Annotated in this window: 20 protein-coding genes; 17 read left to right on the plus strand and 3 right to left on the minus strand. The window is 64.4% G+C overall.

Annotated elements, in window-relative coordinates; all coding sequences use genetic code 11:
* Window positions 1-4: 4 nt before the first annotated feature.
* A complete protein-coding gene (locus tag AWB83_RS20080; protein ID WP_087047363.1) occupies window positions 5-514 on the minus strand; it encodes a MarR family winged helix-turn-helix transcriptional regulator in 510 nt (169 codons plus the stop codon).
* Window positions 515-732: 218 nt separating this feature from the next.
* Between AWB83_RS20080 and AWB83_RS20085 the strand changes: the two genes are divergently transcribed.
* From AWB83_RS20085 to AWB83_RS20120, 8 genes are all read left to right on the plus strand, one after another.
* Window positions 733-1,980 carry an acetyl-CoA hydrolase/transferase family protein gene (locus AWB83_RS20085; protein WP_087047364.1) on the plus strand — a complete coding sequence of 416 codons (1,248 nt, stop codon included), beginning with the start codon at window positions 733-735 and terminating at the stop codon, window positions 1,978-1,980.
* Window positions 1,981-2,011: 31 nt separating this feature from the next.
* Window positions 2,012-2,419, plus strand: a complete 408-nt coding sequence (locus tag AWB83_RS20090) for a YybH family protein (protein WP_087047365.1) — start codon at window positions 2,012-2,014, stop codon at window positions 2,417-2,419.
* Between the two features lie 247 nt (window positions 2,420-2,666).
* Window positions 2,667-3,869, plus strand: a complete 1,203-nt coding sequence (locus tag AWB83_RS20095) for an ABC transporter substrate-binding protein (protein ID WP_087047366.1) — start codon at window positions 2,667-2,669, stop codon at window positions 3,867-3,869.
* 25 nt (window positions 3,870-3,894) lie between these two features.
* Window positions 3,895-4,770: a branched-chain amino acid ABC transporter permease gene (locus tag AWB83_RS20100; RefSeq protein ID WP_087047367.1), complete on the plus strand. Its 876-nt coding sequence runs from the start codon at window positions 3,895-3,897 to the stop codon at window positions 4,768-4,770.
* On the plus strand, window positions 4,763-5,713 hold the full coding sequence (locus AWB83_RS20105; RefSeq protein WP_087047368.1) for a branched-chain amino acid ABC transporter permease: 951 nt from the start codon (window positions 4,763-4,765) through the stop codon (window positions 5,711-5,713). The genes AWB83_RS20100 and AWB83_RS20105 overlap by 8 nt, the downstream gene beginning before the upstream one ends.
* Window positions 5,713-6,447, plus strand: a complete 735-nt coding sequence (locus tag AWB83_RS20110; RefSeq protein ID WP_087047369.1) for an ABC transporter ATP-binding protein — start codon at window positions 5,713-5,715, stop codon at window positions 6,445-6,447. Before AWB83_RS20105 ends, AWB83_RS20110 begins: the two co-directional genes overlap by 1 nt.
* The gene (locus AWB83_RS20115; protein ID WP_087047370.1) at window positions 6,437-7,159 is read left to right on the plus strand and encodes an ABC transporter ATP-binding protein; all 723 of its coding nucleotides are present in this window, start codon (window positions 6,437-6,439) and stop codon (window positions 7,157-7,159) included. The genes AWB83_RS20110 and AWB83_RS20115 overlap by 11 nt, the downstream gene beginning before the upstream one ends.
* Window positions 7,160-7,217: 58 nt before the next feature.
* Window positions 7,218-8,003 (plus strand): SDR family oxidoreductase, encoded by a 786-nt coding sequence (locus AWB83_RS20120; RefSeq protein ID WP_087047371.1) that lies wholly within the window; start codon window positions 7,218-7,220, stop codon window positions 8,001-8,003.
* 38 nt (window positions 8,004-8,041) lie between these two features.
* On the opposite strand, the gene AWB83_RS20125 is transcribed toward AWB83_RS20120, so the two are convergent.
* Window positions 8,042-8,923, minus strand: a complete 882-nt coding sequence (locus AWB83_RS20125) for a LysR substrate-binding domain-containing protein (protein ID WP_087047395.1) — start codon at window positions 8,921-8,923, stop codon at window positions 8,042-8,044.
* 108 nt (window positions 8,924-9,031) lie between these two features.
* Between AWB83_RS20125 and ampC the strand changes: the two genes are divergently transcribed.
* The 3 genes from ampC (at window position 9,032) to AWB83_RS20140 (ending at window position 13,169) form a co-directional block, all read left to right on the plus strand.
* Window positions 9,032-10,201, plus strand: a complete 1,170-nt coding sequence (gene ampC / locus AWB83_RS20130) for a class C beta-lactamase (RefSeq protein ID WP_087047372.1) — start codon at window positions 9,032-9,034, stop codon at window positions 10,199-10,201.
* Window positions 10,202-10,211: 10 nt separating this feature from the next.
* Window positions 10,212-11,111 (plus strand): LysR family transcriptional regulator, encoded by a 900-nt coding sequence (locus AWB83_RS20135; protein WP_087047373.1) that lies wholly within the window; start codon window positions 10,212-10,214, stop codon window positions 11,109-11,111.
* An 87-nt stretch (window positions 11,112-11,198) separates the two neighbouring features.
* The gene (locus AWB83_RS20140) at window positions 11,199-13,169 is read left to right on the plus strand and encodes an aconitase family protein (RefSeq protein WP_087047374.1); all 1,971 of its coding nucleotides are present in this window, start codon (window positions 11,199-11,201) and stop codon (window positions 13,167-13,169) included.
* A gap of 28 nt (window positions 13,170-13,197) precedes the next feature.
* On the opposite strand, the gene AWB83_RS20145 is transcribed toward AWB83_RS20140, so the two are convergent.
* Entirely contained in the window at window positions 13,198-14,499 is a 1,302-nt protein-coding gene (locus AWB83_RS20145) for an aspartate aminotransferase family protein (protein WP_087047375.1), read from the minus strand.
* A 77-nt stretch (window positions 14,500-14,576) separates the two neighbouring features.
* On the opposite strand from AWB83_RS20145, the gene AWB83_RS20150 reads away from it, so the two are divergent.
* From AWB83_RS20150 to AWB83_RS20175, 6 genes are all read left to right on the plus strand, one after another.
* Window positions 14,577-15,461, plus strand: a complete 885-nt coding sequence (locus AWB83_RS20150) for a LysR substrate-binding domain-containing protein (RefSeq protein WP_208636776.1) — start codon at window positions 14,577-14,579, stop codon at window positions 15,459-15,461.
* A gap of 204 nt (window positions 15,462-15,665) precedes the next feature.
* Complete coding sequence (locus AWB83_RS20155) at window positions 15,666-16,712, plus strand: porin (RefSeq protein WP_087047377.1); 1,047 nt, start codon at window positions 15,666-15,668, stop codon at window positions 16,710-16,712.
* Between the two features lie 460 nt (window positions 16,713-17,172).
* Entirely contained in the window at window positions 17,173-19,293 is a 2,121-nt protein-coding gene (locus AWB83_RS20160; protein WP_159463065.1) for a type I secretion system permease/ATPase, read from the plus strand.
* 11 nt (window positions 19,294-19,304) lie between these two features.
* Window positions 19,305-20,717 carry an HlyD family type I secretion periplasmic adaptor subunit gene (locus AWB83_RS20165; RefSeq protein WP_244197811.1) on the plus strand — a complete coding sequence of 471 codons (1,413 nt, stop codon included), beginning with the start codon at window positions 19,305-19,307 and terminating at the stop codon, window positions 20,715-20,717.
* Entirely contained in the window at window positions 20,707-22,134 is a 1,428-nt protein-coding gene (locus tag AWB83_RS20170) for a TolC family protein (protein WP_087047380.1), read from the plus strand. Before AWB83_RS20165 ends, AWB83_RS20170 begins: the two co-directional genes overlap by 11 nt.
* Before the next feature lie 41 nt (window positions 22,135-22,175).
* Window positions 22,176-23,059 (plus strand): formylglycine-generating enzyme family protein (locus AWB83_RS20175; protein ID WP_143750080.1); only part of this gene is annotated, 884 nt, incomplete at its 3' end.

Consider the following 23,059-nt stretch of genomic DNA (forward strand, 5'->3'; position numbering starts at 1 on the left):
GGTGCTACGCTCCGCGCTTTCCGGCGAGCCGGGCAGGCTTGGCGGGCTCCTCGGCCGCGGCCATCGCGGCGAGGATCTTTGCATCGGCCGGCGCGCTGAAGGCGTGGAGCACGCGCAGCGTCGTTTCCAGATCCTCGCGGGTCACGCCCTTCAACAATCGCGCGCGCAGCGTGACGAGGCGCGCTTCCATGCGCGCGGTGACGGCGCGGCCTTCGTCGGTGAGCGTGATGGTCTTGGCGCGCCTGTCCTCGGGATCTTCGTCGCGACGCACGAGGCCCGCCGCGCAGAGCTGGTCGAGCAGCCGCACGAGCGACGGCCCCTCGATGCCGACATGTTCCGCGAGCGTCACCTGACGCACCGCCGCGCCGAGCCGGTTGGCGGTGAGAAGCGGCACGGCGCAGGCTTCCGACACGCCGTATGAGGCGAGCACGCCGTGGCTCGTGCGCCGCCAGCGTCGCGCGGCAAGCACGAGCGTGCTGCTCACGGAGCGGCGCAATGTATCTAGCTGGGTCATGCGGCGGGATTATAGCGAGAAGCTTATTCGTTAGCATCCTATCGAGTGAGGATTTTTATTTCAGGTTTCGTCGTTTGAAACGATGGGCCATTCGCTTTCATGTGGCGAGCCCGGGGAGCGCCAAAGTACGGAACGGTCGTTCGTGCCGCGTTGACCCTCGAAAGTACCGCATGCTGCAATCGACCGGAACACTCAATAGGCGAGCATCGCTCCGCAGCATGGAATCAACCGCTATCGACTTCGACGGCCTGATCCGTCCCGGCGACACGATCATGTGGGGCCAGTCTCACGCCGAGCCGGTCACGCTGATGCGCGCGCTCGTGCGGGCGCGCAGGCGGCTCGCGCGCATTCGCGTGTTTCTCGGCATCGGGTTCGCCGAGGTGCTCGAGCCCGAGCATGCTGATTCGATCGACTTTCTTGCCTATTGCGGCAGCGGCTCGAACCGCAAGCTCGCGCGCGCCGGCGTGCTCGACATTCTGCCCGCGCACTATTCACAGCTTCCCGGTTTGATCCGCAGCCGCGCGCTGCGCGTCGATGTCGTCATGCTTCAGGTCTCGCCGCCGGATGCGCAGGGCCGTCATAGCCTCGGTCTCGCGCGCGAGTATCTCGTCGAGGCGGTGAAGGGCGCGCGCACGGTGATCGCGGAAGTGCATCCGGGCGTGCCGTGGACCTTCGGCGGTCCGTATCTGCGTGCATCGGATCTCGATCTGCTGGTGCGCTCGGATGCGGCGTTTCCGGAGCATCCGAAGAACGCGCCCGGCGAGATCGAACAGGCAATCGGGCGGCATGTCGCCGATTTCGTCGATGACGGCGCGACGCTGCAGACCGGCATCGGCGCGATTCCCGATGCGGTGCTCGCCGCGCTTGCCGACCGGCGCGAGCTCGGCGTGCACAGCGGCAGCATCGGCGACGGCATCGCGGCGCTCGCCCAGAGCGGCGCGATCAGCAACGCGCGCAAGACGATCGATGCGGGCATCACGGTCGGCGGCGTGCTGATCGGCTCGGAGCGGCTGCGGCGCTTCGCGCACGGCAATGCATCGCTCGAACTGCGCGGCACGGAGTACACGCACGATCCGTGCGTGCTCGGCAGGATCGAGCGGTTCGTCGCGATCAACTCGGCGGTCGAGGTCGATCTGACGGGGCAGGTGAACGCGGAAGTCGCGGCGGGCACGTATGTGGGCGCGGTCGGCGGCGTCGGCGATTTTCTGCGGGCCGCGCAGGCGAGCCGCGGTGGCGTGCCGATCGTCGCGCTTCCTTCGACCGCGGGAAGGCACGGCCGCATCGTCGTCCGCGTTTCGGGACCGGTGACCGTGCCGCGCAGCGATGCGTGCGTGATCGTCACCGAATACGGCGCGGCGGATTTGCGCGGGCTGTCGCTCGCGCAGCGCGTGCCGCGGATGATCGCGATAGCGCATCCGGACCATCGCGAACAACTTGAACGCGACGCGCGCGCATGTTCGATGTGAAAATGCGGCTGACGTCCATGGAGAAAGACCAATGAACGACGATGAATATCGCCGCGCGCTTGCAACCGTCAATGCCGCATGGAGTGCCGCGGCGCAACGCTGGGACGCGGACGCCTTCGCCGCGCTGTATACGGAGGACGCGCTCTTCTTCGGAGGAAGGCCTGCGCATTCCATCGGCAGGGATGCGATTCGCGCGTACTTTGCGTCGTATGAAGGCGTGATCGACTCCGCATCGCTCGAACTCGAGGAGCAGCATGTGATGACGCTCGCGTCCGATTGCTTCGTCGCGCAGGGCTACGGCGTGTTGTCGAGCAGATTCCCGGGCAATCGTGACTCGCGATCGCGCTTGCGCACGACGTGGATCATCGCGCTGCGCGATGGCGAGTGGCGCATTCGTCAGCATCATTTCTCGGGGCTGCCGGAGAAGCCGCCGATCTGATCGGACTCGCATCCGCATCCTGTCGAACGGCGGCCGGCCTTCATGTCCGGCCGCTGTTCGTTTCATCGGCCGAAATCACGTCATGGCGACCCGCGGCCGCGTCGGCGCACGCTTTGCGCAACGCCGTGCGCCATCGACTCCAGCACCATTCGTTTCAACGTACGGATCACTTCGTCTGCTTCGATTGACGCTCATGCGTCGCGACCGTCAAATGGACGCCACATAACGAGATCGATTGGAGACACACATGGTACGGAGAACAGTGCGACGCGCGCTCGCGCTCTGGCTGGCCGCGATGGGCGCCGTGCCCAGCGCATTCGCCGATGCGCCCGGCATCATCAAGGTCGGGTTGTCCGTGCCGCTTTCCGGCTCGGGAGCGAACTGGGGAAAGGGCGGTGAGTGGCTCTGCAAGCAGGCCGCCGACGAGATCCGGAAAGCGGGCGGCGTGAAGGTCGCGAACAAGGTCTACAACTACGAATGCATCGCGTACGACAACAAGTACAACGCGGCTGACGGCGCCAGGGTCGCGCAGACCTTGCTGAGCAAGGACGGCGTGAAGTTCATCGGCGGCGCGCTGGGCACGGCGCCCACGCGCGCGTTGCAGGCGCGCACGGAGCGCGAGGGCGTGGTGCTCTTCACGACGTCGTGGGGGGCGAGCATCAAGGGCCCGAAGTATCCGCTGACCTTCACGCAGATGAACACGCCGATCGAAATCGCGCCGCCGCTCGTACGCTACGTGAAGGAAGCGAATCCGAAGATCACGACCGTCGCGCTGCTCAACCCGAACGACGCGACAGGCCAGGAAACGGAGAAGCTCGCGCGCAAGGCATGGGAAGCGGTGGGCGTGAAGGTCGTCGCGAGCGACTGGTACGAGCGCGGCACGACCGAGTTTCAGCCGGTCGCGGCAAAGCTCGCGGGCCTGAAGCCGGATGTCGTCGACCTGTGCTCGAGCCCGCCGGCCGACGGCGGCCTGGTCTTCAAGGAGCTCGGCGCGATGGGCTGGAGCGGCGTGAAGGTGGTCGAGGTTGGCACCGGCGCGGACGGCCTGCTCGCAACCGGCGGCCGCGCGGTCGACAGCGCGTATCTCGGCGCCGCGGTCACCTTCGACGGCCCGGGCGTCACGGCGCGTCAGCGCGAGTTGAATCAGGGCGCGCGCGCACTGACGGGCGAGTCGCTCAACGCGGTGCAGATCGGCTTCTACGATTCCGTGAAGGCGCTCAAGGCCGCGATGGAGAAGGCGCAGAGCGTCGAGCCCGCGGCGGTCGCGAGCGCGCTGCCCAACGTCACGTTCGATTCGTTCTACGGACGCGCCGCGTTCGGCGAGAAAGGCGTCTACGGCAGCCCGCAGCAGATTCTCGTGCCGGTGATCGTCACGCAGATTCAGGGCGAGAAGCTCGTGGAGCTCGCACGCATCAGCCCGGCCGAACTGAAGCAGCGGACCGGCCAATAACGCACGTCGAGGATGCGGAGCAGTCATGCAGACACTCTTCCAGCTCACGTTGACCGCGCTGCAGATCGGCTCGGTCTACGTCCTGTTCGCGCTCGGCCTCACGCTGATCTTCGGCGTCTTGCGGATCGTGAACTTCGCGCACGGGCAGTTCTTCACGCTGTCCGCGCTGATCGTGTCGGTCGCGATTCCGTGGCTCGTCGCGCGCGGCGTGCCGGTGCAGCTTGCGTATCTGGCGGCCTTCGTCGCGGGCGTGGTGCTCGCCTCGGCGCTCGGCGCGCTCGTGTTCCGCTTCGCGTTCCGCCGCTTTCAGCGCGACCTGGCGGGCTCGTTCATTCTGTCGGCGGGCTTCGTGCTGCTTTTCGAAGGCATCTTTCGGGATGTATTCGGCGGCGCGGTGCGCTCGGTGCCGCCGCTCGTCGACGGCAACGTTGCGATCTTCGGCGCGACGCTCGCCACGCAGCGCCTGATTCTCTGCGCGGTGGCCGTGGCGCTCGCGGGCGGGTTGCTGTGGTCGCTCGACGCGACGCGCCTGGGCCGCGCGATGCGCGCCGTCTCCATCGATCACGAAGCGGCCATGCTGCAAGGCATTCCCTACAACGCGATCGCATTTCGCGGCTTCGTCGTCGCGACGGCGCTCGGCGCGATCGCGGGCGCGCTGATCGCGCCGGTGTCGATCGTTTCGCCGGAATTCGGCGAAAGCTATCTCGTGAAGGGCTTCATCGCGGTCGTGATCGGCGGGCTGGGTTCGGTGCCGGGCGCGATTCTCGGCAGTCTCTTCATCGCGTTCATCGAGAGCTTCGGCGGCTTCTATTTCGATCCGTCGAGCGCGAATCTCGCGATCTTCGTGCTCGTCATGCTGGTGCTGCTGGTTCGCCCGAAAGGAGTGCTCGGTCATGCCTGACAGGTCTTTCCCGTTCTGGGGGCTAGCGGTGCTGGCGCTCGGCGCCGCCAGTCTCTTCGCCGGCGGCGGCTACGCGGCCGATCTCGTCGTGTGGTGCGCGATCGCCGCGCTGACCGCGTCGAGCCTGCGCTTCGTGTTGTTGATGGGCGAACTGAACTTCGCCACCGCCGCGTTCTTCGGCATCGGCGCGTATACGGCCGGCGTATGCACGACGCTGTGGGACATTCCGTTCCCCGTGACGTTGTTGCTGAGCGGTGTGCTCGCCTGCGCGATCGGCGCGGTGTTCGGCTTCATCACGCTGCGCGCGAAAGGGCCGTATTTCCTGCTGATCGGCTTTGCGTTCGCGGAGGTCATGCGCATCGTCTATACGCGCTCGGACTGGCTCGGCGGCAACTCGGGCATGGTGGGCATCTTTCCGCCCGCCGCGTTCGGCACGGGCTTTCCCGCGTTCGTCGTGTTGATCGTCGGCGTGTTGCTGCTCGTGCTGCATGCGATCGAGACGTCGCAGTTCGGCAAGCTGCTGATCGCCGTGCGCGACAACGAGAACGTCGTGCGCTCGGTCGGCATTCGCGTGCATCTCGTGAAGATCGCGTGCTTCTGCATCTCCTGCTTCGTGACGGGCATCGCCGGTTCCCTGCACGCGTTCGCGAACAACGTCATCAGCCCGCCCGATTTCGGCTTCCTGCTGTCGACGCTCGCGCTCGCCTATCTCAAGGTCGGCGGCGAGCATCATCCGCTCGGGCCGGTTGCGGGCGCGATCCTGCTCGTGTTGCTCGGCAGCTTCACGATGGGCCTCGGCGCGAGCGAGCATATCTTCTACGGCGCGGCCATCGTCATTGCGATGCTGCTGCTGCCCGGTGGCCTGATGGGTCTCCTGCGCGGCCGCATGGCCAGCGCGAAGACACGCCGCGCCGCGCTCGCTCGTCCGAACGGAGGCGTGTGATGCAGACAGCCACTCCATTGTTCGAGGCGAAGGACATCGCGCGCAGCTTCGGCGGGTTGCTCGCGGTGTCGGAGCTGAGCTTCGAGATCCGCGAGCGCGAAGTGCTCGGACTGATCGGACCGAACGGCGCGGGCAAGAGCACGACGTTCAATCTGATCAGCGGCTTCTACACGCCAACGCGCGGCAGGCTCTTCATCGACGGCGCGGACGCGACGGGCATGTCGCCCGAGCGGATCAGCAGAAAAGGGCTCGTGCGCACTTTCCAGCACGGCAGCCTGATGCGCAGCATGAGCGTGGCCGACAACATCCTGATCGGCACGCTCGGCGCCTTGCCGCGTGCGGAACGAGCAGAGCGCGTGCGCGAGACCGCGGGCCTCTTCGGCCTGCAAGGCAGGCTCGATGAGATCGCCGGCATCCTGCCGCACGGCTTGCAGCGGCTCGTGAGCATCGCGATCGCGTTCGCGTCGCGTCCGCGCATCCTGTGTCTCGACGAACCGCTCACCGGACTCAATCAGACGGAAGTCGCGGCGACGCTCGACGTGTTCGAGCGCATCCGCGATGAGTTCGGCAGCTCGGTGCTGCTCGTCGAGCACAACATGAAGGCGGTGATGCAGGTGTGCGACCGCATCGTCGTGCTGCATCACGGCCGCATGCTCGCGACCGGCACGCCGGACGAGATTCGCCGCGATCCGCGCGTGATCGAAGCCTACCTCGGAGCAAACCATGGGCACTGACGAAATCGTGCTGGACGTGAGCGATGTGTCGATCAGCTATGGCGCGGTGCCCGCCGTGCGCGGCGCGAGCCTGCAAGTGCGCCGTGGCCAGGTCGTGACGCTCGTCGGCGCGAACGGCGCGGGCAAGTCGACGCTCATGAAGTGCGTCGCGGGCCTCATCAAGGCCAATGCGGGCAGCGTGAAGCTGAACGGCCAGGAGATGAAGGGCGCATCGGCGGACGTTCGCGTGAGGCACGGGCTTTGTCTCGTGCCCGAAGGCAGACGCCTCTTCGGCGGCATGACCGTGCGCGAGAACCTCGAGCTGGGCGCATATTGTCGCGACGACGCTCGCGCGGTCGCGGCCGATCTCGAGCGCTGTCTCGGCTACTTCCCCGATCTGGTGCCGAAGCTCGGCGCGCCCGCCGGCACGCTGAGCGGCGGCCAGCAGCAGATGGTGGCGGTGGCGCGCGCCCTGATGTCCGCGCCGCGCATGCTCCTGCTCGACGAGCCGACCATCGGGCTCGCGCCCGCCGTGGTCGAGAAGATCGCGCGCGTGATTCATGTGGTCCGCGATACGGGCGTCGACGTGCTGCTCGTCGAGCAGAACGCGGAGGTCGCGCTTGACGTCGCGGACTACGCCTACGTGCTGGAAGGCGGCACGGTCATCCAGCACGGTGACGCCAAGGCCCTCGCCCGCGACGAACGCGTGCAACGCGCCTATCTCGGCATGTAGCAATACAAGGAATGCTGCTTCAAAATGGACATCCGATGAGTGACGGAAGGAAGCGCACATGGAACTGAACCTGAAGGGCAGGCGCGTGCTGATCACGGGCGCGTCGCAGGGCATCGGCGAAGGGCTCGCGCTCGCATTCGCGCGCGAAGGCTGCGCGTTGAAGCTCGTCGCGCGCTCGGCGGACAAGCTCGCCGCGCTCGCGGAACGTGCGGCGGCGCTGTCCGGCGAGCGCGCGGAGACGCTCGCGCTCGACATGACGGCGCCGGGCGAGATCGACCGGATCGCCGAATTCGCGGGCGATATCGACGTGCTCGTGAACAACGCGGGCGGCATTCCCGGCGGCACGCTGTGGGACGTGAACGAAGACGCGTGGCGTAAGGGCTGGGAGCTGAAGGTCTTCGGCTACATCAATCTGACGCGCGCGATCTATCCGCGCATGAAGGCGCGCGGCGGTGGCGTGATCCTGAACAACATCGGCAACGGCGGCGAGAACTTCGACTTCGACTATATCGCCGGGACGACGGGCAACGCAGCCTTGATGGCGTTCACGCGCGCATTGGGCGGCCGCAGTCTTGCCGACGACGGCATTCGCGTCGTGGGCGTGAATCCCGGCCCCGTCGACACCGAGCGCATCCGCAAGGTGCTGAGCGTGCGGGCCAAGGCGCGCTTCGGCGATGCGTCACGCTCAGGCGATTTGCTGGCGAACTACCCGCTCGGCCGAGCCGCGACCGTCGATGAAATCGCGGACCTGTTCGTCTACCTCGCGTCGGACCGATCGGCGTACACGTCGGGCACGATCATCACGGTAGACGGCGGCATCACGTCGCGACGCGCCATCGGCTGATCACCGGAGCGACGCGCAGGCGCGCCATCGAGTCCGAATCAGGGCGCCGCGGCTGCCTCCGCGATGATCCAGTCGCGGAACAGCCGCATGCCGGGAGACAGGCGCCGCGACCTGAGCCACGTGAGCCAGTAGCTTCCGGTCTTCACCTCGATATCGAAGGGGCGCACGAGCAGCCCCGCCTGCAGCTCGCGCACGAACATGCGCGGCGGCGCGAGCGCGACGCCCGCGCCTTGCACCGCAGCTTCCACCATCAGGCGCGACGAATCGAACACGGGGCCGTTCATGGTCCACGCGTCGAGGCCGGCGGCATCGAACCAGTTCATCCAGTCGTCCGCGCGATAGGAGCGCAACAGCACTTCGTTCGCGAGATCGGACGGCGTGCCGAGGCGTCGCGCGATGTCGGGTGCGCACAGCACGGCGAGCGGCGCGTCGAGCAACGGCGCGTTGTGCGTCGCGGGCCAGATGCCCGCGCCGAAGCGGATCGCGAAGTCGAGACCCTCGGAAGCCGGATCGACGAGATTGTTATGCGTGAGCAGCCGCAACTCGACGAACGGATGCGTTTCGCGAAACGCCTTCAGCCGAGGCATCAGCCAGCCGACTGCGAACGTGCCGACGACGCCCACTGTCAGCACCTCATGAAAATGACCGCCCTCGAATTGCTTGAGCACGGCTTCGATGCGGCCGAAGGCATCGCTCAGCACGGGCAGGAGCGCGCGGCCTTCGTCGGTGACGCCGAGCCCGCGCGGCAGACGCCTGAAGAGCGGCGTGCCGAGCCGTTCCTCCAGCGCGCGCACCTGCTGGCTGACGGCCGCCTGCGTGACGTTCAGCTCCTGCGCGGCGCGCGTGAAGCTCAGGTGCCGCGCCGAGGCTTCGAACGCGCGCAGTGCATTCAGCGGAAGATGAGGGCGCATGGCTCGCACAAGATTTTCTTTTGCCTGCGGCAAATTATCCTCGATTGTCGAAGCGGCTGAAAGAGCGGATATTTCGCTTCAGTCCAATCACGGCAACCAGGCGAAGGATCGACACCCATGAAGTTTCGTACGCTGAGTTTTCTGGCGGCAGCCATTTTTTCTTTTGGCGCGATATCCGTCGCCGCCCACGCGGCCGATGCCGACGACGCGAGGATCAGGAAGACGGTCGATGACACGATCAAGCCGATGATGGCGCTGCACGGCATCGCGGGCATGGCGGTGGGCGTCGTCGTGCAAGGCAGGCCGTATGTGTTCGATTACGGCGTGGCGTCGAAGGAAACGAAGCAGCCCGTGACGCGCGATACGCTGTTCGAGCTCGGCTCGATCAGCAAGACCTTTACCGCGACGCTGGCCTCGTACGCGCAGCTCGAAGGCGATCTCTCGCTGAACGATCCGGTGAGCAGACATCTGCCGTCGCTGGCGGGAAGCGAATTCGGCAAGGTGACGCTCCTGAATCTGGGCACGCACACGCCCGGCGGCCTGCCGCTGCAAGTGCCCGACGACGTTCACGACAACGACCAGTTGCTGCGGTACTTCAAATCGTGGCGCCCGGCGCAGCCGCCCGGAACGATCCGCACCTACGCGAATCCCGGCATCGGGGCGCTCGGTCTGATCACCGCGAAGAGCATGCGGCAGGATTTCGACGCGCTGATGCAGACGCGCCTCTTTCCCGCGCTCGGCCTGAAGCACAGCTATGTCGACGTGCCCGCCGCGAAGCAGCGCGATTATGCTCAAGGCTATGGGAAGGACGACGCGCCGATCCGCATGAAGGGCGGCGTGCTGTCTTCCGAGGCCTATGGCGTGAGATCGACGGCAGACGACATGACGCGCTTCATGCAAATCAACATGAACATGGTGCGCATCGATCCGCCGTTCCAGCGCGCGGTCATCGCGACGCACACGGGCTACTTCCACGCCGGCCCGCTGACGCAGGACCTGATCTGGGAGCAGTATCCGTATCCGGTCGCATTGCAGTCGCTGCTGGATGGAAACTCGCAGTCGATGATCCTGAACGCGACGCCCGTCACCGCGATCGAACCGCCGCAAGCGCCGCGCGACGACGTCTGGATCAACAAGACCGGCTCGACCAACGGCTTCGGCGCGTATGTCGCGTTCGTGCCGAAGGAGCGCGTGGGCATCGTCATGCTGGCGAACAGGAACATACCGAACGACGAACGTGTGAAGGCCGCGTATGCGATCATCACGTCGCTGGTCGGCGGACGATAGTCGAGAGGCGATGAGAATCGATCCCTACAGTCTTGAGCTCTTCATCTCGGTCGTCGAGGAAGGATCGATCGCGCGCGCCGCGAGCCGCAATCACATCGCGCCTTCGGCCTTGAGCAGGCGCATCGCGGATCTGGAATCGGCCATCGGCGCGGCGCTGCTGATTCGCTCGCCGTCGGGCGTGCAACTGACCGAAGCGGGCCAGCACGCCTATTCCAGCGCGCGCTCCATTCATGGCCAGCTCGAACGCATGGCGCGCGAGGTCCGGTCGATGAGCGGCCAGATCGCGGGCGTCGTGCGGCTGCATGCGAACGCATCGGCGATCGTGGGCTTTCTGCCCGAGCGGCTGAGGTCGTTCAACGCGCGCTATCCGCTGGTTGACATCGCGCTGACCGAGCAGATCAGCGACGAAGTCATCCGCGCCTGTCTCGACGATCGCGCGGACGTCGGCATATCGGCGAGCACGAAAACGCCCGCAGGTCTGGAATCGTGGCACTTCGCCAACGATCCGCTGATGGTCGTGCTGCCGCCCGATCACGAACTCGCCTCGGCGGCCGCGTTGAGCTTCGCGGAAGCGATCCGCTTTCCGCTCGTCGCATTGCAGGCGGGCGGATCGCTCGATCAGACGCTCAAGGAGCACGCCGAGGCCGCGCGCGCGGCGCTCAACGTGACGGTGACCGTCAACAGCTTCGACGCGCAATGCCGCATGGTGGAGGCCGGGCTCGGCATCGGCATCGTGCCGACGAGCGCGGCTTCCGCGTTCGCGGGATCGCGCAATTTCGCGCGCGTGCCGTTGCGCGAGACCTGGGGCAGCGGCCGTTGCCTGCGCGTGCATGCGCCGCGCAAGTCCTCGCGGCTGAAGGCCGTGCAGGCGCTGATCGATACGCTGACCGGTTCCGAGGGTAAACGCTGACATCGCATCTCGCGATGGCCCTTTTGCCGAACGAACACTTCGCGGCGGCACGGCTTTGCGTCTAGATTGGCGGCCAGGGAGAATGCGATGGCCAGACTGGATATAAGCGGGCGGATGCTGTTTCTTTGCGCGGACCCGGCGAAAGTCGAGCGTCAGCTTGCGGGCGAGGATTTGTCGCCCGACGACGCCGGCGCGTTGCGCGACGACGTTTCCACCGACGAGATCACGCCGATCAGCGTGCTCACGCGCTTCGACGAGCGCCTCGGTCAGTGTCCGTATGTCGGCTTTCATGCGGGCGGCCGCAATCCGGTCGGCCACGACGCGGTTCGCGCCGGGCGCTTTCAGGTGACGGTCGCGGGCAATCGCTACGGCAAGGGCTCGTCGCGCGAGCACAGTCCGCTCGCGGAATATCACGCGGGCATCCGCCTCGTCATCGCCCGCAGCTTCGAGCGCATCTACCGGCAGAACGCGGACAATCTGGGGCTTTTCACGTCGACGGATTTCGGGCTCATCGAGCGCATCCGGCGCGGAGAGGCGATCGATGTGGAGGAACTCGTCGCCGATCGCGATCCGCTGGCGGCGGCGATTCTCAAGAGCGGCGGCCTGTTGCGATACGGGCAGTCGCACATGCGGCGCGTGAGCGTCGGTCAGGTCACGAACGACGCTACGCCGCGCACGCTCGTCGAAAAGATACTCGCGCGCCGCGCACTGACGACCGATGCGACGGGCGCCTCACTGGAGCCGGGCAGCGGCGTCTTCGTGCGCGCGGACTGGCGCTTCATCCACGAGTACTACACCGGCATGGCCGCGCACATGCTGCACGCGACGTTCGGACGTCCTTTGACGCTTCGCGACCCGCACGGCATGCTCGCGTTCGAGGATCATCTGTCGTATTCGCATCGAAGCGAACTGCATGTGAAGAACGGCTTGCTGCCGAACGTGCGCGAGTTGTCGGAGGCGCATCGGGCGTTCGCGCGCGACTATGGCGTGCGCAATCACGGCTATCTGAACGAAGCGAACAGCGGCATCGACGAAGGCTCGGAAGGCATCTCGCACGCGATGATGGCCGAGCGTTATGCGTTGCCGGGTCAGATCGTGGCGGGCACGGATTCGCATACGCCGCATAGCGGCGCGCTGGGCTGCGTGGCCTTCGGCGTCGGCACGACCGACATGGCCAACGCGTTCGTCACGGGCGCGGTACGCATGACCGTGCCGCAATCGTTGCGGATCGAACTGCATGGGCCGATTCCCGCGGGCGTGACGGCGAAGGACATCGTGCTGCATCTGCTCGCGGACGCGCGGATTCGCGCAGGTGTGGGCGTGGGCAAGGTATTCGAGTTCGCGGGCACGGCCATCGCGAGCCTCTCCACCGACGAGCGCACGACGCTCACCAACATGACGGCGGAGCTCGGCGGCTTCACCGGCATCGTCGCGCCGGATGAAGAGACAGTGCGCTTCCTGAAGGAACGTCGCGGCATCGACTTCACGATCGAACCGTGGATGCGAAGCGACGAGGGCGCGCGCTATGCCGATGTGATCGGCATCGATTGCGCGCGACTCACGCCGATGCTCGCCGCGCCCGGCGATCCGGGCAATGGCGTCGCGCTTCAGGCACTCGATGAAAGGCCGCGCATCGACATCGCGTATGGCGGCTCCTGCACGGCGGGCAAGCGTGAGGACTTCGATCACTACCACCAAGTGCTCTCGTGGGCGGCGGCGCGCGGGCTTCGCGTGCCGGATGGCGTGAAGCTGTATCTGCAATTCGGCACGCAGGACGTGCGCGACTATTGCACCGCGCGAGGCTATGTCGAGGCCTTCGAACGCGTCGGCGCGATTCTGCTTCAGCCATCGTGCGGTGCGTGCGCGAACTGCGGACCGGGATCGTCGACGGATGCGGCGCAGGTGAGCATCAGCGCGACCAATCGAAACTTTCCTGGCCGCTCGGGTCCGGGAAAAGTGTGGCTCGCGAGTCCGCCGACGGTCGCGGCGAGCGCGCTGCTCGGGAGCATCGCGTCGTTCGCGGAATTGCAGGCGCGCTTCGAAGGGGATGCGAACTGACGCGGTCAGTTCGCTGCAAGCGGCGAAGTCAAAGCGACCGCTCTATCGCCTTGCCGAGCAACTCGAGACCCAGATCGATCTCGTCCTCGCTCACGGTCAGCGGCGGCGCGATCCGGAACACGCCGCCCATGCCGGGCAACTGGACGATGTTCATGCTGAGCCCGAGATTCATGCACTCGCGCGTGATCTTCGCGCCCAATCCATCGGCAGGCTCTTTCGTGCGGCGGTCCTTCACGATCTCCACGCCCAGCAGCAAGCCTCGTCCGCGCACGTCGCCGATGCAGTCGAAGCGCTCCATCAGATCCAGCAGGCCCCGCCTGAGCCGCTCGCTCATCACGCCCGCACGCGCGACCAGCCCCTCGCGCTCGACCACGTCCAGCACGCGCAGGCCGACCGCCGCGGGAAGCGGATCGGACACGTGCGTCGTATAGAACAGATAGCCCCGTTCATGCGCGCGCTCCTCGATTTCCGCGGAAGTCAACACGGCCGCGAGTGGCAGGCCGGCGCCCAGCGTCTTCGAGAGCGTGAGAATGTCGGGCGTGACGCCGTCGCGCTGGCAGGCGAACATCGTGCCCGTGCGCCCGATGCCGGTCTGCGCCTCGTCGAGGATCAACAGCATGCCGCGCTCCTCGCACTTGCGCTTGAGTGCCGCCATATAGCCTTCCGGAAGCTCGATGATCCCGCCGGAGCTCAGGATCGGCTCCGCAATGAAAGCCGCGAGATTGCCGCTCGACTGGCGATCGACGAGATCGAACGCGTAGTCCAGTTCCGCGAGGTAGTCGTACTTGCCGTTGCGCTCGAACTGCGGCCGATACGTAAAGGGCGCGGGAATCGCGAATGAACCGACGGCCGCGGGACCGACGCCCTTGCGCCCGGCGCTGTACGTCGCGGATGCCGCATGGCCCGTCATGCCGTGCCACGACTGGGCAAAGCCGACGACTTCGTATCCTCCGGTGACGAGCTTCGCCATGCGGATGGCGGCCTCGTTCGACTCCGCGCCGGTGCTGAGCAGCAGTGCCCGGTCGAGGCCGTCGGGCGAGATTTCGGCCAGACGGGTGGCCAGGTCCACTACCGGCCGCGAGAGCATGCCGCTGAAGAGATGGTCCAGCTTGCCGGCGTATTCGCTTATGACCGAGACGATTTCCGGATGGCTGTGACCCAGCACCGCGCTCATCTGTCCCGAAGTGAAATCCAGGATCGCGCGGCTGTCCGCGTCATAGACGAAGCTTCCCTGGGCGCGCTCGATGATCATCGGCTGGAACGTGGCGCCGTAGCGAATCAGATGTTCTTGGGCGTTGCGCCAAAAGCCTGCGTCGTTGTTCAGGGACACGGTGCTTCTCCCGGCGAATGATGGAAAGAACTTGCAGTCTAGACGGCCCTCTGGTTTTATAGAAACGAATAGTTCTAATGCCGGCCAGAAGAGGGGCTAATATCTTGAGCCTTTCGCTTGAGATCGATCTGTTGCGCTCGTTTGCCGTCATCGCCGAAGTGCGGGCGCTGAGCCGCGCGGCCGAACGGATCGGCCGGACCCAATCCGCGCTGAGTCAGCAGATGAAGCGGCTCGAGGAAATCGTCGATCAACCCTTGTTTCGGCGCACCGGGCGCGGGGTCGTGCTGACGAACCCCGGCGAGCGGCTGCTCGTCCACGCCCAGCGCATTCTGCGCCTGCACGACGAGGCGATGGCCGATCTGTGCGGCAAGGGGCTGTCGGGCAACATCCGCTTCGGCTGTCCGGACGATTATGCCGCCGTCTTTTTGCCTTCGCTGCTGCGGCAGTTCTCGAGCCGGCATCCGCATGCGCTCGTCGAGGTCGTGTGCGGGCCTACGCCGAGACTGCTCGAACAACTGGACATGCGTGCGCTGGATCTCGCGATGATCTCGTTGCCCGAAGCCGCCCCGAACGTCGACGTCATTCGACGCGAGCAACTGGTGTGGATCGGCTACCCGGGGATGGACGCCGCGCACTTCGATCCCTTGCCGCTGGCGCTCTCCGACCCCGATACGCTCGATCACACCGCGGCCTGCGACGTGCTGAAGCGCGCGGGCAGGGCTTACCGCATCGCTTATGCGAGCAGCAGTCTCGCGGGTCTTACCGCGCTCGTTCGTTCGGGACAGGCGTTCGCCGTCATCACGCGGACCGCGGTGCCGCCGGATCTTTGCGTGCTCGATGCGGATCCGGAGCTTCCGGCGTTGCCGAGCGTCGGCATTTCGCTGAAATTCGAGCGCGGGCGTCCGTCGCCCCTGACCGCGGCTTTCGCGGCGCACATCAGGGCGAAGCTTCCCTTGCTGTGAGCGACAGGCGGCGGTAACGCGGCGATTCAGGCAAACGATTGACTATGCGGGCTCGTGTTCATCGCGTATGCGCTGAAGCCCTGATTCCCCGAGCGGCGGTTATCATGGCGGGCGGCGTCGGCAGCCGTCATGCGTGCCGCCGCTTTCATTCGAATAACAACTCAAGCCTGATCGCGGTGGATCGATACATCCGCCCAAGGATTCATGCGTCCGACATTTCTTTCTGATCGGCGCGCCACGAGACGCGGCGTGCTCCTGGCCGCGTCGATCGCATGCGGCGGTTTTGCAGCGGCGGTTCATGCGCAAAGCGTCGTCACACTCTATGGAACGATCGACACCAGCATCGAGGTCACCAATCCCGGTTCGTCGTGGACGCCGCGCATGGACTCGGGCGCGTATCGCGGTTCCCGATTCGGCTTGCGCGGCGCGGAGCCGCTGAGTTCGGACACGCGCCTTCTGTTCGATCTGGAGAGCGGCTTCAGTTCCGCCGACGGCACGTTCGCCACGGCCAACACCATCTTCAACCGCCAGGCGTGGATCGGTCTCGGCGCGCCCTGGGGCGAAGTTCGCATGGGTCGTCAGTATTCGCCGATCTATATTCCCTTCAAGGGGCAACTCGATGCGTTCGGCGCGGGCACCATCGCGTCGGGTCTCAACAACCTGTCGAAGATCACGCCTTATACGGATAACGGCATCGCCTGGCTTTCGCCCGACATCCACGGGTTCTCGACGACGCTCATGCTCGCGTTGCGCGACAGCGGCGACGGCAATGGACTGTCCGGTTCCTACGAGACATTCGCCTATCACAACGGACCGTTTCGCATCTCCTATGCGCATCAGCAGACGAACGGCAGCGGGGCATTGCGCTCGAATCTCGGCGGCGTGTCGTATCGCGTCGGCAAGGCGACTGCATTCGTTGCCTTCTTCAACGGCGACGGCGGCTCGCCGCGATATCACGACGATGGCCTTTCCGTATCGATGCGTTATGCGGTTTCGTCGCGCCTGAGGGCTTCGCTCGGTTACACGTACGCGCGCGACCGGTCGGGCGGCGACGACGATGCAGACCAGTTCAGCGTGGCGTGCGAATACGATGTGTCGCCGAAGCTACTGCTCTACGCGAGCGGTGCGATGCTGCGCAATCGCGGCGACGCGACGTTCACGCTTCGCGGGGTGAACGTCGCCGGGATTCCGGCGGCATATCCGGGAGCGCCGGTTCGCGGTGTGCAGGTGGGGATGATCGAGCAGTTCTAGACGCACATATTGGGTCGGCGTCGCGAGCGGCTATTTCCTGGCTGTGAGGTTTCCAGGCCTGTTCCGACGCATCACGCGCCGGAGCCGAAAACATGAATGACAACACCGCTTCTTGATTTTAAGAGAATTAAAAATTTTAAAGACTGCCGATTGTCAGTGTTTTTGGCCTAAAGGTTTATCCCCATTTCTCTTGAAATAAACCCCCTTTAAGTTTCGCCCGCCGAGCAAGCGCTACTGTGCGACCGTTCGTGGTAGCGCGCGAATATCGGATATGTCAGGCCACTTCTCCTGCGTGTCCGCGCCCTGAACGATATTCGAAACCGCTTGAATCCGAAGCGGAAACGCATATCGTTGATATTCGGTTGGTGTTAAGGCCGCGCCCGGATTTCCAATATGCGACCGATAAAAGCATCCCCATAGGCAATAAGAGTAAGTTTCTCGAATGTTAAAAAGTAAGGAAATGGAGTCTGCGTCAACCGAGGATGATCCGGGAATTGCAGCATTAATTATTATCGCGCGGTTTCACGACATCGCCGCTGATGCCGCTCAGTTGAAACATCAGGCGGCGAACGACAAGGGCCGGTTCACCGACAAGGACTTGGTCCGTGCAGCCCGTACGCTTGGACTTAAGGCTCGAACCGTTGCGCTTCGTCCGGCGACGCTCGGCACTGTGCCTATGCCCGCACTCGTTTTGGGTCGCGAGGGGCGTCATGTGATCCTCGCCAAAACGGATGGAAAAACCGGCTTGGTGCTGGAACCCGGTGCCGTTGCTCCGAAGATCGAACCTTTAGACGAAGTGATTGCGCGATCCGACGGGCGGATGATCTTGTTTGCGTCGCGTGCATCGCTCGCTGGCGAGTTGGCGCGCTTCGACTTCTCATGGTTCATTCCCGCCATCGTCCGCTACCGCGTACTACTGCTCGAAGTGCTGGGCGTGTCGCTGGTCCTGCAACTCTTCGGCCTGGTATCGCCGCTGATGTTTCAGGTGGTCATGGACAAGGTGCTGGTGAATCGCACCTACAGCACGCTAAACGTCGTGTGTGTCGCGCTGCTGGTGAGTTCGATCTTCGAGGTCTTGCTAACGGGGCTTCGGAACTACGTGTTCTCCCACACGACGAACCGCATCGATGTCGAGCTCGGCGCCCGGTTGTTCCGGCATCTCGTCGCGCTGCCGCTCGGCTACTTTGGCGCGCGGCGCGTGGGTGACACTGTGGCGCGTGTCCGCGAACTGGAAAACATTCGCAACTTCCTCACAGGCCAGGCGCTGACCGCATTCATCGACCTGATGTTCTCGGTCGTTTTCATCGCCGTGATGTGTGTGTACAGCGTCTGGCTGACGCTGCTCGTGGTGGCTTCCCTGCCGCTCTACGCGGTAATCTCCGGCGGGCTGATGCCGGCTTTTCGTGCGAGGCTGAACGAGAAATTTGCGCGCGGCGCGGACAGCCAGTCGTTTCTGGTCGAGTCCGTCTCGGGCGTCGAGACGCTCAAGGCGATGGCGGTCGAGCCGCAGTTCATCCGCCGCTGGGAGTCGCAGCTCGCGGCTTACGTCAGCGCAGGCTTTCGCGTGAGCCAGCTCGGTAATATCGGCCAGCAGTTGATTCAACTGGTCGGCAAGCTGGTTTCGCTCGGCACGCTGTTCTTCGGTGCGCGCTTCGTGATCGACGGCCAGCTCTCCGTTGGCGAGCTCGTCGCTTTCAACATGATGGCGCAGCGCGTGAGTGGACCGGTGCTGCGCCTCGCCCAGTTGTGGCAGGACTTCCAGCAGATCGGCATCTCGATGCAACGCCTCGGCGACATCCTGAATACGCGCTCCGAGTTGCCGCAAAGCCGGCAGGCGTTACCGGCGATTCGCGGCGAAATCGCGTTTGAGAATATCCGCTTCCGCTATCGAGCGGACGGGCCGCTCATCATCGATGGCGTGTCGATGAAGATTGGCGCGGGACAGGTGATCGGCATCGTGGGGCGTTCAGGGTCGGGCAAAAGCACGCTCACCAAGCTGTTGCAGCGACTCTATCTGCCCGAACAAGGAACGGTGCGCATCGACGGTGTCGATCTTGCGCTCGCCGATCCCGCCTGGCTGCGCAGACAGATCGGCGTAGTGCTGCAGGAGAACTTGCTGTTCAACCGCACCGTGCGCGAGAACATTGCTCTCACCGATCCCGGAGCGCCGCTGGAGGCCGTGATCCATGCGGCAACGCTGGCGGGCGCGCATCAGTTCATCTGCGAGCTGCCCGAAGGATATGACACGGTCGTTGGCGAGCACGGCAGCAACCTCTCGGGCGGGCAGCGCCAGCGGCTGGCCATCGCCCGCGCCCTGCTGAACGACCCGCGCATCCTGATTTTCGACGAGGCGACCAGTGCGCTCGATTTCGAAACCGAGCGTGTCATCCGCGAGAACATGAGGATGATCTGCGCGGGACGCACGGTCATCATCATCGCGCATCGTCTGAGCGCGGTGCGCCACGCGCACGGAATCATCGCGATGGATCGCGGGCGCATCGTGGAGCACGGCAATCATGACTCCCTGTTGGCGCACGGCGGCTTATATGCGCATCTCGTTTCTCTGCAGGACGCCGCCTGATGACACGATCGATGAAACTACAGGCCCTGCACGATCTGATGAAACGCCATGCGGATGCATGGCGCGCGGTTTGGGATATGCGCAAGGAACTCGAACGCCCGTTGCGCGATGCCGATCAACTCGCATTTCTGCCGGCTGAACTGGAGCTGCTGGAAACGCCGGTTCATCCAGCGCCGCGCTGGGCGATGCGGATTCTTGTCTTGCTCGCGGCCATTGTGTTACTCGTCGCGCTCGTCGGGCGTCTCGACATCGTGGTCACGGCGAATGGGCAGTTCATCCCTGACGCGCGCGTGAAAGTCATTCAGCCTGCCATTACGGGCGTGGTCCGCGAGATTCGGGTTCGTGACGGTGATCGCGTAAAAAGCGGTCAACTGCTAATGAAACTCGACACGACGCAGGCAGCAGCCGACGCGGACAAGGCGCGTTCTGCGCGCCTCGATGCGCAACTGGCCGCCGCACGCGCCGCCGCCCTGCTGGCAGCGCAGCGCGACAACCGCGCGCCGGTAGTGGTCGTGGTGAACGATGCGCCGACGGATCGAGCGCGAGAGGCACAGCGCCTTGCAGAGGGCGCATGGCTTGAATATCAAGACCGCTACAACGGGGAGCAGGCCGAGTTGCTCAAGCGCGAAGCTGCACTTGCAAGCACCCGCGCGCAGATCGCCAAGCTGGCGGAAATGGCGCCGCTTGCGCGTCAGCAGGCGGACGCTTATCGCGGGCTGGTCGCAGATCGATATGTCGCACGTAACGATTTTCTCGACAAAGAGCAAGGCGCGCTCGACAAGGAATACGAATTGAAGGTGCAACGCAGCCATGCGGGTGAGCTGACGGCGGCTATCGCGGTACAGCGGGCGCAGATGGAGGCGATCACTTCGAAGTTCCGTCGCGATCAACTCGACGCGCTGGAGAAGGCGATGCAGCAGGTCAGGCAGAGCCAGGCCGATGAGACCAAGGCGCAGACGCGGCAAGCACTTCTGAGCCTGACAGCGCCGGTCGCGGGCACGGTGCAGCAACTCTCCGTGCATACATTGGGTGGCGTCGTGACGACGGCGCAACCGTTGATGGAGATCGTGCCGGATGATGCGCTGGAGGTCGAAGCGCGACTCGACAACAAGGATGTTGGCTTTGTCGAGGTCGGCCAGCGCGCAGCGGTGAAGATCGAGGCGTTTCCGTATATGCGGTACGGATATCTGAACGGCACGATCACGGACGTTTCGAATAACGCCGTGCAGGACAAAAAACGTGGGGCGACCTTTCCGGTACGAATTCGTCTGGAGGCGAATCGCATTCGCGTCGACAAGCGCTGGATCACCCTCACGCCGGGCATGGCGGTCACGGCGGATATTCGCACGGGCACGCGCAGTGTGATCGGCTATTTCCTCGATCCGCTTTTGCAGACGGCGCGGGAGAGCATGCGTGAGCGCTAGAAAGCAGGTTCGCCGTCTTGCGGCGATCACACTCGCCGTGTCGGCCGGCACGGCGCATGCGATCGACGTGCTGCGCGTCGAACAGGGCATCTCCGCCACCCCGGCTGGAGCGATGGTAGGCGTATGCGCATTCGGCACACTTCCAGCACGACCGTTGCAGCTTCGGGAGGTCGTGGAGCGCGCACTGTGCAGCAATCCCAAGACGCGCGCGCGATGGGCCGACGTGAAGGCGCAGGCGGCGGCTGTGGGCGTCGCGCGTGCCGCCTATCTTCCGACGCTCTCGGCAACGTGGCAAGGTGTGCGCGACAAGTCAAGGATCGATGTCGACAATCATCCGCTGCTCGGTTCAGATATCGCTTCGACGGTGCATTCGGAGAGCGTGAGCCTGAACTGGCTGCTCTACGACTTTGGTGGACGCGAAGCGGGGCTCAGGAACGCCCGCTCCCTGCTCGAAGCGGCGCGTGCGACACAAGACGCCACGCTGCAGGAAGTATTCGCCGCGGCGGCCAAAGACTATTACGCGGCACAGACGGCCGTAGGTGCATTGGCAGCGGCCGCTGAAGTCGAAGACATGACGCGCCGGAGCATGATCGCAGCGCAAGCGCGTGTCGACAAGGGTATCGCGCCCGTTACGGATGCGCTTCAGGCGCAGACGCAGCATGAGCAGGTGCTATTCGGCCTGACCAAAGCCGAGAGCGAACTTCGAAACGCGTTGGGTACGCTGGCCTCCGACATGGACCTCGATCCGGACGCTTTGCTAGAGGTGCCACCGGTCACCACCGATGCGATCACGAGCAAGACGTTCGGTGATTCAGTCGAGCAGATGATGGCCGCTGTACGAGCGTCGCACCCCTCCGTGCGGGCCGCACAGGCGCAGTACGACGCATCGCTCGCGAAGGTGACGCAGACACGCGCGCAGGGACTGCCAAGCGTGAGTCTGGTGGGTAAATACAGCCGGAACAACCAGCCGCAAAGCCTTGGGCTGGGTATGCCGACTTATCCGGCCACAGGACATGACGCCTATATCGGCGTGCAAGTGAGTTTCCCCCTGTTCGAAGGGTTCGGGCGGTACTACCAGATCCATCAGGCCGTCGCGCAGGCTGAACGGCAAGAGGACGTGCTCGATGGCACACGAAGGCAGGTCGCCCTGGATGTCTGGAGGAGCTATCAGACGCTGACGGGCGCGACGCGAAACACAGAGAACAGCGCAAATCTGTTGGCGATTGCAGAGCGTTCGTGGGAAGGGGCCCGGCGTCGGTACAACGCCGGCGTGGGAAACATTCTTGAATTGCTGGCCACGCAGACCGCATTAGCCAACGCAAAGCAGCGGCGGATTCAGGCGCTTGCAGACTGGAACGATGCGCGGGTGGACTTGGCGTCAAAGCTTGGGGCACTTGGCCACGAAGACATGCAGTGACGAACACGCTAGACACTCTTTCTAAAACCAATGGAGAACAGGTGACCAAACGACACCGGAACTGGATGTTGATTCAGTTCGCCTTCCTCGCTGCATTGACTACATGGTCAGTCTCAGCGAAGACAACGGCGCCACTGGCTACCTTTAAGGATTGCGAGGACTGCTCCGAGATGGTCGTCCTGCCAGCGGGCCAATACATAATGGGCGCGACCAAAGACGATTTTGAAGGCGATTCCAAAAAGTATCAGTTGGAACTCATCGTAGAAGGTCCACCACATTCCGTGCGCGTGAAGTCATTCGCGCTCGGTCGCTTTCATGTCACCAGGAAGCAGTTCGCCGTCTTTGCAAAGGAGACGGGTTTTAACGGCAAAGGCTGCATGACATTCAAGCGGACGGATTGGGATTTCGTTTCTGACGCAGACTGGGAGAACCCCGGCTTCCCTCAGACCGATGATGATCCGGTCGTGTGCGTGTCATGGAATGACGTACAGCAATACATCGAATGGCTGAATAAGAAACTCGCTGAAAAGACCGCACATCGATACCGGTTGCCGACTCAAGAGGAATGGGAATACGCCGCGCGCGCAGGCACGAGCACGCCGATGTATTGGGGGAGCAGCAGGCAGGACCAGTGCCGTTACGAGAACGCTCGCGATGAAACAGCAATGGCGCTAGGCCCGGATTACCCAGTTGCACCCTGCGATGACCACTTTCTTTGGACCTCACCAGCAGGTTCGTTTCAGCCCAATCCGTGGGGGCTGTATGACATGCTGGGCAATGCGACTCAATGGATGGCTGACTGCTCCGAAAATAGCGGAAAGCTGTTTGCCTACTTGCCACCAGTACCTGAGAGGGAATGTCGCGGCCACGATCTGCGGGGCGGCAGTTGGGCTTCCATTCCGATTGGAGTTCGCGCCGCCAATGG

Source organism: Caballeronia ptereochthonis (assembly GCF_001545075.1).
Lineage (GTDB): Bacteria > Pseudomonadota > Gammaproteobacteria > Burkholderiales > Burkholderiaceae > Caballeronia > Caballeronia ptereochthonis.

What these genes read in the sequence shown, in the direction of transcription:
- AWB83_RS20080 (WP_087047363.1), bottom strand. Translation starts at nt 514, where the DNA reads ATGACCCAGCTAGATACATTGCGCCGCTCCGTGAGCAGCACGCTCGTG.
- AWB83_RS20085 (WP_087047364.1), top strand. Translation starts at nt 733, where the DNA reads ATGGAATCAACCGCTATCGACTTCGACGGCCTGATCCGTCCCGGCGAC.
- AWB83_RS20090 (WP_087047365.1), top strand. Translation starts at nt 2,012, where the DNA reads ATGAACGACGATGAATATCGCCGCGCGCTTGCAACCGTCAATGCCGCA.
- AWB83_RS20095 (WP_087047366.1), top strand. Translation starts at nt 2,667, where the DNA reads ATGGTACGGAGAACAGTGCGACGCGCGCTCGCGCTCTGGCTGGCCGCG.
- AWB83_RS20100 (WP_087047367.1), top strand. Translation starts at nt 3,895, where the DNA reads ATGCAGACACTCTTCCAGCTCACGTTGACCGCGCTGCAGATCGGCTCG.
- AWB83_RS20105 (WP_087047368.1), top strand. Translation starts at nt 4,763, where the DNA reads ATGCCTGACAGGTCTTTCCCGTTCTGGGGGCTAGCGGTGCTGGCGCTC.
- AWB83_RS20110 (WP_087047369.1), top strand. Translation starts at nt 5,713, where the DNA reads ATGCAGACAGCCACTCCATTGTTCGAGGCGAAGGACATCGCGCGCAGC.
- AWB83_RS20115 (WP_087047370.1), top strand. Translation starts at nt 6,437, where the DNA reads ATGGGCACTGACGAAATCGTGCTGGACGTGAGCGATGTGTCGATCAGC.
- AWB83_RS20120 (WP_087047371.1), top strand. Translation starts at nt 7,218, where the DNA reads ATGGAACTGAACCTGAAGGGCAGGCGCGTGCTGATCACGGGCGCGTCG.
- ampC (WP_087047372.1), top strand. Translation starts at nt 9,032, where the DNA reads ATGAAGTTTCGTACGCTGAGTTTTCTGGCGGCAGCCATTTTTTCTTTT.
- AWB83_RS20135 (WP_087047373.1), top strand. Translation starts at nt 10,212, where the DNA reads ATGAGAATCGATCCCTACAGTCTTGAGCTCTTCATCTCGGTCGTCGAG.
- AWB83_RS20140 (WP_087047374.1), top strand. Translation starts at nt 11,199, where the DNA reads ATGGCCAGACTGGATATAAGCGGGCGGATGCTGTTTCTTTGCGCGGAC.
- AWB83_RS20150 (WP_208636776.1), top strand. Translation starts at nt 14,577, where the DNA reads ATGCCGGCCAGAAGAGGGGCTAATATCTTGAGCCTTTCGCTTGAGATC.
- AWB83_RS20155 (WP_087047377.1), top strand. Translation starts at nt 15,666, where the DNA reads ATGCGTCCGACATTTCTTTCTGATCGGCGCGCCACGAGACGCGGCGTG.
- AWB83_RS20160 (WP_159463065.1), top strand. Translation starts at nt 17,173, where the DNA reads ATGGAGTCTGCGTCAACCGAGGATGATCCGGGAATTGCAGCATTAATT.
- AWB83_RS20165 (WP_244197811.1), top strand. Translation starts at nt 19,305, where the DNA reads ATGAAACTACAGGCCCTGCACGATCTGATGAAACGCCATGCGGATGCA.